Consider the following 11,773-nt stretch of genomic DNA (forward strand, 5'->3'; position numbering starts at 1 on the left):
GAACCCCGGAACCAACGGCTCGACCAGCTCCCACAACTCATCCGGCACCAACCGGAGCGCAAGATCCGACACGATCCCGGATTATCCCGCAGACCACACCCAACCCACATGAGACACGCTCTAAGCCCGGCCCGCCGGACCCGCCCGCATAGAGCGCATCGGGCGCCCGACGCGCCCGATGCGCTCAGCCACCCAGCCGCCTACTCGGACTCGGCCGGGCGGGTGCGGAGGCCGTCGAAGGCGACCTTGCACAGGGCGTCGGCGATCTCGTCGGCGCCCGCCCCGCCGCGCCGTGGCCGGTACCACTCGATCAGCGAGTTGACGAGGCCGAACAGCAGCCGGGCCGTGATCACAGGATCGATGTCGGGACGGATGTCGCCGTCCGCCTCGGCCTCCGCGACCAGCCCGGACACCAGGCGGTCGAACTCCCGGCGGCGGGCCAGCGCCTGCTTCTCCACGGCGGTGTTGCCGCGCACCCGCAACAGCAGGGTGACGAACGGCTGCTCCGCGACGAGGACGGCGACACTCGCCCGGACGAGGTGTTCCAACCGGTCGATCGCGCGTCCCTCCACGGCCGCGGCCTCGTCGGAGGCGGCGAAGAGCCCGTCGAGCGCGCGGTCGACGGCGAGCTGGAGCAGCTCGTCCTTGCCCGCGACGTGGTAGTAGATCGCGGACTTGCTGATGCCGAGCCGCTTCGCCAGCTCGTCCATGCTGGTGCCGTCGTAGCCGCGCTCGTTGAACACCTTGACGGCGACCCGCAGCAGGGACTCCTTGTCGTAGCCGGGCCGCCCCCGCCGGTTCGCCCGCCCGTCGCGCCGCTCAGGTCGGCCGGGGCGGCCGGGCCCGTCGCGCTTGCCACGCCCGTCGCGTCCGTCCCGCTCGTTGGTCACGGCGGCCATTATCGCAGCGCCGGAGCCTTCTCCGGTGACCGGTTCCGGGGTGATATCCTGACTGAACGGACGGTCGGTAATTCAGGTCGGCCGCCGACGTCGAGGAGGGCCGATGGCTCCGCTTCCCAGCTACGTGTCCGGCGCCTGGCAGGTTCCGCAGGACGAGGGCGTCCCGCTCACCGACGCGGTGACCGGCGCGGAGATCGGGCGGATCTCGTCGTCCGGCATCGACATGGGCGCGGCCCTGGAGCACGGGCGCCGGGTGGGCGGCCCGGCGCTGCGGGAGCTGACCTTCCACCAGCGTGCGGTGCTGCTGAAGCAGCTCGGCCTGCAACTGCGCGAGCACCGCGACGAGCTGTACGCGCTGTCCGCGCGCACCGGAGCCACCCTCGCCGACTCGAAGATCGACGTGGACGGCGGCATCGGCGTGCTGCTGTCGTACGCGAGCAAGGCCAAGCGCGAGCTGCCGAACGACACCGTCCTGGTCGACGGCGACGTGGAGCCGCTGAGCAAGGGCGGGACGTTCGCCGGACGGCACATCTGCACCCCGCTGCACGGCGTCGCGGTGCAGATCAACGCGTTCAACTTCCCGATGTGGGGCCCCCTGGAGAAGCTCGCGCCCGCGTTCCTGGCGGGCATGCCGACCCTGGTCAAGCCGGCGAGCCAGACCGCGTACCTGACCGCGCGCCTCGTCGAGCTGATCATCGAGTCGGGCGTCCTGCCGGAGGGGACGCTCCAGCTCGTCTGCGGAAGCACGGGCAACCTGTTCGACCATCTCACCGAGCAGGACCTGGTCGCGTTCACCGGCTCCGCCACCACCGCCCACAAGCTGCGCACACACCCCATGGTGGTCGGGCGCTCCGTCCGCTTCAACGCGGAGGCCGACTCGCTGAACTGCTCGATCCTCGGCCCGGACGCGACACCCGGCACGCCGGAATTCGACCTCTTCGTCAAGCAGCTCGTCACTGAGATAACGGTGAAGGCGGGCCAGAAATGCACCGCGATCCGGCGTGCGCTCGTGCCCGCCGCCCTGATGGACGCGGTCGCCGAAGCGGCGGGCGAACGCCTAGCCCGGGTGAAGATCGGCAACCCGTCCAACCCGGACGTCCGGATGGGCGCGCTCGCCGGGCTTGAGCAGCGCGAAGAGGTGCGCCGCCGCCTGAAGACGCTGCTGGACGCGGGCAGCATCGCGTTCGGCGACCCGGAACGCGTCGAGGTCGTGGACGCCGACGCCGAGCGCGGCGCGTTCATGTCGCCCGTCCTCCTGCGCGCCGACGACCCCGGACGCGCCGAGCCGCACGAGGTCGAGGCGTTCGGCCCGGTCAGCACACTGCTCCCCTACGACGGCACCGCCGCGCAGGCGGTCGCGCTGGCCGCCCGCGGGCAGGGCAGCCTGGTCGGCTCGGTCGTCACCGCCGACCCCGGGTTCGCCCGCCGGGTCGTGCTGGGCGCCGCGCCGTGGCACGGACGGCTGCTCGTCCTGAACAGCGAGAACGCCGCCGAGTCCACCGGGCACGGCTCTCCGCTTCCGCCGCTCGTCCACGGCGGTCCGGGGCGCGCGGGCGGCGGCGAGGAGATGGGCGGAATGCGCGGCGTCATGCATCACATGCAGCGCACAGCCGTCCAGGCCGGGCCGTCCATGCTGTCCGCCATCACGGGCCGCTGGACAGCGGGCGCGCCCACCCGGCCCGACGACGTGCATCCGTTCCGCAAGCATCTCGAAGAGCTGCGCGTGGGAGACACGGTCGTCGCCGGTCCGCGCGCGGTCACCCTCGCCGACATCGAGCATTTCGCGGAATTCACCGGCGACACCTTCTACGCGCACATGGACGAGGAGGCCGCGAAGGCGAATCCGTTCTTCGGCGGACGGGTCGCGCACGGCTACCTGGTGCTCTCCTTCGCCGCCGGTCTGTTCGTCGACCCCGAGCCCGGGCCCGTCCTGGCGAACTACGGGCTGGAGAACCTGCGCTTCATGGCGCCGACCTTCCCCGGCGACGAGCTGACCGTCAGGCTCACCGCCAAGCAGCTCACCCCGCGCGAGGACGCCGCCTACGGCGAGGTCCGCTGGGACACCGAGGTCACCCGGCAGGACGGCGCGGTCGTCGCGAAGTACGACGTCCTGACCCTGGTCGCCAAGCGCCCGGGGCCCGCGGGCCCGGAGGGGAAATGACATGACGCAGGAGCATTTCGACCGGACGATCGACCGCGACCAGCGCATCGAGCCCCGCGACTGGATGCCCGACGCGTACCGGACGACGATGGTCCGGCAGATCGCCCAGCACGCCCACTCCGAGATCATCGGCATGCAGCCGGAGGGCGAGTGGATCACCCGGGCGCCGTCGCTGCGCCGCAAGGCGATCCTGCTGGCCAAGGTGCAGGACGAGGCGGGCCACGGCCTGTACCTGTACTCGGCGGCCGAGACGCTCGGCGCCGACCGCACCGGCCTCACCGAAAAGCTCATCTCCGGCAGGCAGAAGTACTCGTCCATCTTCAACTACCCGACGCTGTCGTTCGCCGACGTCGGGGTGATCGGCTGGCTGGTGGACGGCGCCGCGATCTGCAACCAGGTCCCGCTGTGCCGCAGCTCCTACGGCCCCTACGCCCGCGCGATGATCCGCATCTGCAAGGAGGAGTCGTTCCACCAGCGGCAGGGCTACGAGCTGCTGATGGCGCTGATGCGCGGCACTGACGCACAGCGCGAGATGGTGCAGGACTCGGTGAACCGCTGGTGGTGGCCGTCCCTCATGATGTTCGGCCCGCCGGACGCCGACTCGACGCACACCGCGCAGTCCATGGCGTGGAAGATCAAACGGCACACCAACGACGAGCTCCGGCAGCGGTTCGTGGACATGACCGTCCCGCAGGCGGAGGCGCTCGGCGTCACGCTCCCCGACCCCGACCTGCGCTGGAACGCCGACCGCGGCCACCACGACTTCGGCGAGATCGACTGGTCGGAACTCAAACGCGTGATCAGCGGCGACGGCCCGTGCAACGCGGAGCGGATCGACGTCCGGCGCACGGCCCACGAGGACGGCGCCTGGGTCCGCGAGGCCGCCGCCGCCCACGCCGCGAAGCAGACCGCCGCACCCTCTTCGAAGCAGATTGCCGAGCGCGCGGAAAGGAGGCCGTAATGGAGAAGGACTGGCCGCTGTACGAGGTGTTCGTCCGGGGCAAGCGCGGCCTGAACCACGTGCACGTCGGCTCGCTGCGCGCCGCCGACGACACAATGGCCCTCCGCAACGCCCGCGACCTCTACACGAGACGGAACGAGGGCGTGAGCATCTGGGTCGTGAAGGCGCAGGACATCACCGCGTCCAGCCCGGACGAGAAGGACCCGTTCTTCGCCCCCAGCGGCGACAAGGTCTATCGGCACCCGACGTTCTACGACATTCCTGAGAACGTCCCGCACATGTGAGGCCGTAATGGCGTTCGACAACGCACTCGGCGCGATAGCCGAGGACAATGACGAGACCCGCTGGGCGTTCGGCACCGGTTTCCACGACCCGCTCGCCGGGATCGACACGTCCGTCCCGGACGGGATCGACCGGCACGCCCTGTCGGCGTACTGCCTGATGCTCGGTGACGACGCGCTGATCATGTCGCACCGGCTCCAGGAATGGTGCACGCACGCGCCAGAGCTGGAGGAGGAGGTCGCCCTCGCCAACATCGCCCTGGACCTGCTGGGCCAGGCCCGCCTCCTGCTCTCCCGCGCGGGCACCGCCGAAGACGCAGGCCGGGCCGAAGACGACCTGGCCTATTTCCGCAACGCCCCAGAATTCCGCAACATCGTTTTGGCCGAGTTGCCGAATGGCGACTTCGCACATTCCACCGTTCGCCTCCTGATGTTCGCGACCTGGCGCCTGGCCCTGCTCGACCGCCTCACCACGTCACGTGACCCGGTGCTCGCGGCAATCGCCGCAAAAAGCGTCAAGGAGGTCGCCTACCACCGCGACCACGCCGCCCTCTGGACGATCCGCCTCGGCGACGGCACCGACCTCTCCCATGCCCGCACCCAACGAGCGCTGGACGCGCTATGGCCGCACACAGGCGAGCTGTTCACGGCACACAAAATCGAGCGCGACCTGGCCGCCATGGGCGTTGCGGTCGACCCGTCCGACGTCCGCGAGGAGTTCGACACCGTCCTGGACGAGGTACTGACAAAGGCCACCCTGCGACGCCCCGCCCCCGCCCCACCGGCGAATTCGGCCGGACGTGACGGCAAGCACTCCACGCCTCTCTCCGACCTGCTCGCCGAATTGCAAAGCGTTGCCCGCGCCCACCCGGGGGCGACATGGTGAACGCCCGCACGATCGCCGAAACGGTCACCGACCCCGAGCTGCCGATGCTCACCCTCGCCGAACTCGGCGTCCTCCGCGACGTGAGCGAGGCGTCCGGCCGCGTCGAGGTGACCATCACCCCGACCTACACCGGCTGCCCCGCCCTGGACGCGATGCGCGACGACCTCCGCACCCGTCTGACCGAGGCCGGTTACGCGGACGTCCAGGTCCGCACCGTCCTGGACCCGCCCTGGACGACCGACTGGATCAGCGAGCCGGGCCGCCGCAAACTGTCAGCCGCCGGGATATCGCCCCCGGGCTCCGCACCACGCCGCACATCCGGCCCGATCCCCCTCACCCTGGGCCCGACCCGCCGGATCGACTGCCCGCGCTGCGGCTCGTCCGACACGGTCGAGCTGTCCCGGTTCGGCGCCACCGCCTGCAAGTCCCTCCGCCGCTGCGACGCCTGCCACGAGCCGTTCGAGCACTTCAAGGAGATCTGACCGTGCCTGGTTTCCACGCCCTGCGCGTCGCCGGTGTTGAGCGCCTGTGCGACGACGCGGCCGCGGTCACCTTCGACGTGCCGCCACCCCTGCGCGACGAGTACGCGTTCCGTCCCGGCCAGTTCCTCACCCTCCGCCGCATGATCGACGGCCGCGAGGAACGCCGCTCCTACTCGATCTGCGCACCCGCCGGGGCAGCGCCGCGCATCGGCGTCCGCGAGATCCCGGACGGCCTGTTCTCGTCCTGGCTCGTCCACGACGTACGCCCCGGCGACACCATCGAGGTCCTCGCCCCGTCGGGCAAGTTCACCCTCTCCGCCGACGAGGCCGCGCACCACGTGCTGATCGCCGCCGGTTCCGGGATCACCCCCGTCCTGTCGATCGCCGCGTCCGCCCTCACCGACCCCACCGCCCAGGTCACCGTCCTCTACGGAAACCGGCGCAGCGGGACGGTCATGTTCGCCGACGATTTGGCCGACCTCAAAGACGCGCACCCTGACCGCTTCGAGCTCGTCCACGTCCTGTCCCAGGAGCCGCGCGAAGCCGAACTGTTCACCGGTCGCCTGGACGCGGACAGACTCCGCGTCCTCCTCCCCCGCCTAGTGCCCGTCGCCGACGTGGACCACTGGTGGCTCTGCGGCCCCTTCGCCATGGTCAAGGACGCACAACGCGTCCTCCGGGGCTTCGACGTGCCGCGCGAACGCGTCCACCAGGAGCTGTTCCACGTGGACGAGGTCCCGCCCGAGCCGAACCGCAAGAAGTCCGCCCCCACGGGCCCGGCCAGCCAGGTCACCGTAATCCTGGACGGCCGCTCCACCACCCTCGCCCAGCCGCAGGACGCGACCGTCCTGGAATCGGCCCAGAAGGTGCGCCCCGACCTCCCCTTCGCCTGCAAGGGCGGCGTCTGCGGCACCTGCCGCGCCAAGCTCGTCGAAGGCGAGGTGGAAATGCGCCGCAACTACGCCCTAGACCCCGCCGAGATCGACGCCGGCTACATCCTCACCTGCCAATCGATCCCCGCCGCACCCCGCCTCACCATCGACTACGACGCCTGACCGGCCACCCCCCTTCAGCCGACCGGGTTGTCCGGCGAGTCCAACCAAACGCGCTGGTGATTACGCTGTCCGGACGCTAGTCCTCCGCTACGCCACCATCGAAAAACTCTAGCTTTGCGGTTTTCGCGTTACTTGCGGACTAAATCCCGATTGGGGTCTAAGTCTGGGCCTGGAAGTTTGTTCTAGATTCGAGGCTTTAGGTCCCATTGGTCTGGTGGTCTGGTGGTCTGGTGTTCTAGTGTTCGGATGGGGTGACGCTGCGTACGGGGCCAGCTTTCGTCGGGCAGGCTCCGCCCTACCCCGCGCGACGCGCCACCCCACACACTCAGTTCCCTGAATTCGAAGATGGGGATGGGGATGGGGGACGGCTTCGGAATGGCCGTCCTGTTTCGGGTTGACTCCGACTATCCAACCGGTGACAAAAGTCCAACCCCACACCACCCCTATTCCACGACAGGTAAGGGTGCGTGCTTGATATCATTCGAACATGGGTTCGGTTGAGGTTGATCTCGCAGCGGCGTCCACCAGGGAATTGGTGAACGCCATCGCCGCGATCACCCACGAACTCGCCGGACGCAACACCCCCGAATCCCCGGCCGCGTGCATGGACATCGCCGAAACCCTCGCCGCCGCATCCGATCAGCAGGAGAGCGCGCTGGCCGCCCTGATCGCCCGGGTGGACACCTCGGGTGAACTGCGCCGCTGGGGCCTGCCCTCCACCCAAGCCTGGCTGCGCTCACGGCTGGGCATGCGCGAAACCCGCGCCAAAGAGCGCATCACCCTGGCCCGCCAACGCCACCGCCTGCCCCGCCTCACCCAACGCCTGGCCACCGGGAACCTGACCCACGGCCACGCCACCACCATCACCGACGCCGTCGCCCGCCTCAACGACCAAGACTGCACCCAAGCCGAAACGGTGCTGCTCGGCATGGTCGACCAAGGGTTCTCGGCCGCGAAGGTGGCCGCGTTCGGGCGGCGGATCGGTGAGGTGATCGCCGAACGCGACGGCACCGACACCGCCGACGACGATTCGCGGCGCGGGTACGAACGGTCCTGGATCACCTGCACCCGTTCCCTGGACGGCGGCCGCTACCTCAAAGGCTGGCTCAACGCCGAAGACACCGCCGTGTGGGACGGCACCCTGGCGCCCTTGGCCAAACCCGCCGGGGCCGACGACCGCCGGGACCTGCCCGAGCGCACCGCCGCCGCGCTGACCGGTGTGCTGGCCGGCGGGCACCGCGCCACCAAGGTCACCGTGATCTGCGACCTGGACACCCTCACCGGCGGCACCACCCCGGGGCGTCGCACCGACGGCACCCCCATCCCCGCCGCGCACGTCCGCCGCATCGCGTTGAGCGCCGGTGTCTCCGCCCTCATCCTGGGGCGCGGGCATGTGCCGCTGTACCTGGGGCACCGGGCCCGGTTCGCCACCCCCGGCCAACGCCAGGTCCTGGAAACCCTCTACCCCACCTGCGCCGTCCAAGGCTGCGAAGTCCCCGGCACCCTGTGCGAGGTCGACCACGTCACCGGCTGGGCGGTAGGCGCCCCCACCGACATCGACCAACTCGCCCTGTGCTGCGGATGGCACAACCGCTTCAAACACACCAACGCCGAACAACTCCACATCATCCGCGACACCACCGGACGCCACATCTACCGCGTCCTCCCACCACCCCACACCACCACCCCACCCACACCAGCCACCCAACCCAGCCGACCCGAGCAACCCGCCCGACACGACCAATCCGGCCGACTCGCACAGGCCGCCTGACCAGTCCCCGCTCTCACGCGACGGCCGGGGCTGGCGGGCTGGCTGGGCTGGCTGGATCGCGGGGGAGTCCCATCACCGCTGGAGCGGGACGGGGCTCCCGGGGTGGACGGTCGAACACCTGACAGGGCGGCGGCCGTAGGGCCCTGTGAAGGATCTCGAAAGGCATGCACCCATGCGCCCCACCTCCGAGACGACCTCAGCGGACTTCAGACGACCTCAACGGCGTCTCGGGGACATGCCTTCGAGGGGTCACCGTGTCCCGTGTCTTCGGGGGTCACCGCTGCTGTCTTGGCTGTGCCGTCGATAGCGGCACCGTTTGTTGACGGGTTCGGGCACCGGCCGGTGATCAACAGGCCGAGAATGTTGATGGCTTTGGACACCGCTTCGACCGCTTTGGGTGGGCACTGGCGAGGCAGCGGCGTCACGGGGCCGCAGGGAGGTCGCGAACTTGCTAGCTATTGAGGCGTTCGAGGCCAAGGCATCCGGGAAACGAGATCTGGATGCCTGGTGCCATGTGTTCGGAGAGGGGCAGGCGGAGCTTTCGGGCGGGGTGGTTGATCCCGGAGTACTGGCTGAACAGTTGCGCGTTGAGGCCGGGGGTCGTGCGCGACGGTGGCTGGCGCGTAGGGCCGGGTCGATCTGTGGCGTGGCAGAACTGCGGACCCAGCAGCACGATCCCGCGGCCGGGTTCCTTCGCCTGTTCGTGACACCGTCGGCGCGGCGAAGGGGAGTCGGGTCCAGGCTGCTTGCTCGGGTCGCTGCGGACGCGGGTGTGGAGCGGATCCAGGCGACCGTACTGGCGGGACCACCTGGAGAGCCATTTGTTGGCGGATGGCGAGTGGTGTTGCGACTGGAACTGCACGAGCAGCGACTCGATCAGGACACGCTGCGGCGCTGCCATGAGCTGGCGATGGCTGCGCACCCGGATCACCGGCTGGTGTTCTGGCAGGGGGCGGCGCCCGCCGACCGGGTGGCCCCGTTCGGACGGGTGATGGGCCATGTGCTGGACGCTCCGGGCGCCGAGCTGCAGATGGCGTCGCGGGCCTGGGACACCGCGGCGGTCCGTGCATGGGAGGCAGGGATGGGCGGCCGGCACCTGCTCGTCGGTGCGGTGGTTCCTTCACCGTCGGACGAGGTGGTCGGTGCCACGGTCACCACGGTTGCGTCTTGGGAAGCCAGGGTGGCTGAGCAGCACGACACCGCGGTGCTGCCTGGGCACCGAGGCGGCGGGCTGGCTCGCTGGATGAAGGCCCGGCAGACCTTGCGCCTGCATGAGCTGTTCCCCAGAGTCGAGTCGGTCACCGTGACGGTCAACCAGCAGAACGCGCCGATGCTCGCCGTGAATCGGGCGGTCGGCTACCGCCTTGTGCGAGAACGTCTGCTCGTGGAGACATCAACCCACCGATTGAGGACCTGAAGAGTCGGTGAATCCCGCCGGATCAAGTCGCGGCCGAAGGCTCAGCCGGCGTTGTACTCGGTCCGGGCGCGGGTCTGCGCGAGGCGACATGAGTCGGTGCCGGTTTCGATGATGGTCCCTTGTAGGTGAGGCGGTCGACGATTGCGGCGCAGAGGCGGGGATCGGTGAAAGTCTTGGTCCAGCCCCCGAAACTGTCGTTTGAAGCGATGGCCAGACTGTTCTTCTCCTCCCGCTCGGTCAGAACCTGGAACAGCAACTCGGCGCCGCGCCGGACCAGCGCCATGTAGCCGAGCTCGTCAATACAGAGAAGATCGACTCGGCCGTAGCGCGATGGTCTTGGACAGCTGCAGATCATTGGCGGCCTCAACCAGCTCGTTCGCCAGCTTGATGGCCAGGTGTACTTGACTCGGAAGCCCTTCATCGCGGCATCGATGCCCAGCGCGATCAGCAGGTACAACTTGCCGGTTCCCGAGTAGGCGCGGGTCTCCAACAGGCGGGAATGAGGGTCGGCTGGAAGTTGCGTATGAGCGCCAACTACCGCTCAAGACTCCTGAGATCCAAAGCACCGGGTGAGATAAGGCCCTCGCAGGGCCGCTCCCTACTCTGGCTGGCGGTGTGCCCGGCGTGCTCGGCGAGGTAGAGAAGGGGAGGGTCGGAGGGACCTTCGGAGGGGAGCGTCGTGGACGTTGTAGAAGTCGAGAAGGTCGGCTAGTTCTCGGGGTCGACGGTGTGGAGGCCGTTTCCAGGGTGCTGAGCCAACTTCTGGAGCAGCTGGAGCGGCTGTAGCGGTGGGCAGGCGGTGTTGACGGTCAGGTTGTTGGCTTCGCGGGCCTTGCGGAGGGCCAAGCCGATCTGGCCTGGCCAGGATCCCGGAGTCGCACTGTGGGTTGGTTTCGGGCGGGCATTCCTCACACCGTCAGCCCTCCGTGCATGATCGGGTGCGTGAGGTGGGAGGACGTTCGCTCGCCGGTTTAGGGGTTGACTTGGCGGCGGGTGTCTATGCCGCTCTCGTTCGACGGGTCGCGGCCGGGGACATGCACTTCGTGGTTTGTGGCGTGGGCCAGGTAGAGGCGCAGGCGGGCGTCGCCGCTCAGTTCCTCGGGCTGGAATGCCCTGGCGCCTGGGTCGGTGCGGGCGAAGGCTTCGGCGCAGCGTTGCGGTAGTTCTTCGTCTGGGACGATGGAAGCGGTCGCGTCTATGTAGGCGCAGCGGCCGTAGCCGATTTCCGCGGTTGAGTCGTAGATGGCGAGGGCCACGGATGGGCGGGCCTCAACGTTGCGGGAATGTTGCGCGGACGGGGACGACACCCAATAGAACGTCTGGTAGTTGGCGTGGGTGAAGTAGACCGGGGAAAGGCGCGGGCGGTTGTCGGGTTCGGTCGTGCCCAAGGTCATGTAGCGGTTCGCGTCGATGATGGCACGTGCCAATTGGTCGAGGTCGTCCGGCAGATTCATGATGCCTCCTCCATCCTTCGACTGGACGCGATCATGACACGTTGTTTGTCGGATCGGGGGTGCGATCAGGGAAAACGTTCGTGCCGGACCTGAACGGGCGACGGGTTCCCCTGCGTACAGCGAGAGTGACGGGCGACTTTCCCGAGGCGAAGGGAGCCGTCGTGGACGCGTTACGAGCTGCCGGCCGAGGCGATGCGGGCCTCGACGTCGATCGTGCCCGGTGTCGGGGAGGCGGTGCTGGAGGCGATGCTGTGGGGGAGGCGCGGGACCGGGCGGTGATCGGCGAGATCACGTTGCCGGGGGTGCGGCGGTCGGTCGGGTTCGCGCGGAGCTTCGTCCGGGACATGGCGCCCGACGTCCCGGGCCTGGACGACATGATCATGGTGGCTGTCCCTTATACACATCT

11 protein-coding genes and 1 pseudogene are annotated in these 11,773 nt (G+C 69.1%); 9 read left to right on the forward strand and 3 right to left on the reverse strand.

Annotated features, from left to right (window positions below):
• Nucleotides 1–200: 200 nt before the first annotated feature.
• Complete coding sequence (locus ETD83_RS33565) at nt 201–764, reverse strand: TetR/AcrR family transcriptional regulator (RefSeq protein ID WP_230421357.1); 564 nt, start codon at nt 762–764, stop codon at nt 201–203.
• A 238-nt stretch (nt 765–1,002) separates the two neighbouring features.
• On the opposite strand from ETD83_RS33565, the gene paaZ reads away from it, so the two are divergent.
• The 9 genes and pseudogenes from paaZ (at nt 1,003) to ETD83_RS45035 (ending at nt 9,913) form a co-directional block, all read left to right on the forward strand.
• Nucleotides 1,003–3,060, forward strand: a complete 2,058-nt coding sequence (gene paaZ, locus ETD83_RS33570) for a phenylacetic acid degradation bifunctional protein PaaZ (RefSeq protein ID WP_138649229.1) — start codon at nt 1,003–1,005, stop codon at nt 3,058–3,060.
• A 1-nt stretch (nt 3,061) separates the two neighbouring features.
• Nucleotides 3,062–4,021, forward strand: coding sequence for a 1,2-phenylacetyl-CoA epoxidase subunit PaaA (gene paaA / locus ETD83_RS33575; RefSeq protein ID WP_138649230.1), 960 nt, complete (start codon nt 3,062–3,064; stop codon nt 4,019–4,021).
• Nucleotides 4,021–4,305, forward strand: a complete 285-nt coding sequence (paaB, locus tag ETD83_RS33580; protein ID WP_138649231.1) for a 1,2-phenylacetyl-CoA epoxidase subunit PaaB — start codon at nt 4,021–4,023, stop codon at nt 4,303–4,305. The genes paaA and paaB overlap by 1 nt, the downstream gene beginning before the upstream one ends.
• A gap of 7 nt (nt 4,306–4,312) precedes the next feature.
• Nucleotides 4,313–5,188, forward strand: a complete 876-nt coding sequence (paaC, locus tag ETD83_RS33585) for a 1,2-phenylacetyl-CoA epoxidase subunit PaaC (RefSeq protein ID WP_138649232.1) — start codon at nt 4,313–4,315, stop codon at nt 5,186–5,188.
• Nucleotides 5,182–5,670 (forward strand): 1,2-phenylacetyl-CoA epoxidase subunit PaaD, encoded by a 489-nt coding sequence (paaD, locus tag ETD83_RS33590; RefSeq protein WP_138649233.1) that lies wholly within the window; start codon nt 5,182–5,184, stop codon nt 5,668–5,670. The genes paaC and paaD overlap by 7 nt, the downstream gene beginning before the upstream one ends.
• A 2-nt stretch (nt 5,671–5,672) precedes the next feature.
• The gene (gene paaE / locus ETD83_RS33595) at nt 5,673–6,725 is read left to right on the forward strand and encodes a 1,2-phenylacetyl-CoA epoxidase subunit PaaE (RefSeq protein ID WP_138649234.1); all 1,053 of its coding nucleotides are present in this window, start codon (nt 5,673–5,675) and stop codon (nt 6,723–6,725) included.
• Between the two features lie 487 nt (nt 6,726–7,212).
• Nucleotides 7,213–8,496: an HNH endonuclease signature motif containing protein gene (locus ETD83_RS33600; RefSeq protein ID WP_138649235.1), complete on the forward strand. Its 1,284-nt coding sequence runs from the start codon at nt 7,213–7,215 to the stop codon at nt 8,494–8,496.
• Nucleotides 8,497–9,046: 550 nt separating this feature from the next.
• A pseudogene (locus ETD83_RS45580) lies at nt 9,047–9,283 on the forward strand (GNAT family N-acetyltransferase); the annotation flags it as partial.
• Between the two features lie 51 nt (nt 9,284–9,334).
• Complete coding sequence (locus ETD83_RS45035; protein ID WP_230421358.1) at nt 9,335–9,913, forward strand: GNAT family N-acetyltransferase; 579 nt, start codon at nt 9,335–9,337, stop codon at nt 9,911–9,913.
• A 22-nt stretch (nt 9,914–9,935) separates the two neighbouring features.
• On the opposite strand, the gene ETD83_RS33610 is transcribed toward ETD83_RS45035, so the two are convergent.
• Both ETD83_RS33610 and ETD83_RS33615 read right to left on the reverse strand, forming a co-directional pair.
• Nucleotides 9,936–10,403 (reverse strand): ATP-binding protein, encoded by a 468-nt coding sequence (locus ETD83_RS33610; RefSeq protein WP_456236758.1) that lies wholly within the window; start codon nt 10,401–10,403, stop codon nt 9,936–9,938.
• A gap of 481 nt (nt 10,404–10,884) precedes the next feature.
• Nucleotides 10,885–11,367 carry a pyridoxamine 5'-phosphate oxidase family protein gene (locus ETD83_RS33615; RefSeq protein WP_138649237.1) on the reverse strand — a complete coding sequence of 161 codons (483 nt, stop codon included), beginning with the start codon at nt 11,365–11,367 and terminating at the stop codon, nt 10,885–10,887.
• Nucleotides 11,368–11,773: the final 406 nt, after the last annotated feature.

The sequence above is a fragment of the Actinomadura soli genome, from assembly GCF_005889715.1.
Lineage (GTDB): Bacteria > Actinomycetota > Actinomycetes > Streptosporangiales > Streptosporangiaceae > Spirillospora > Spirillospora soli.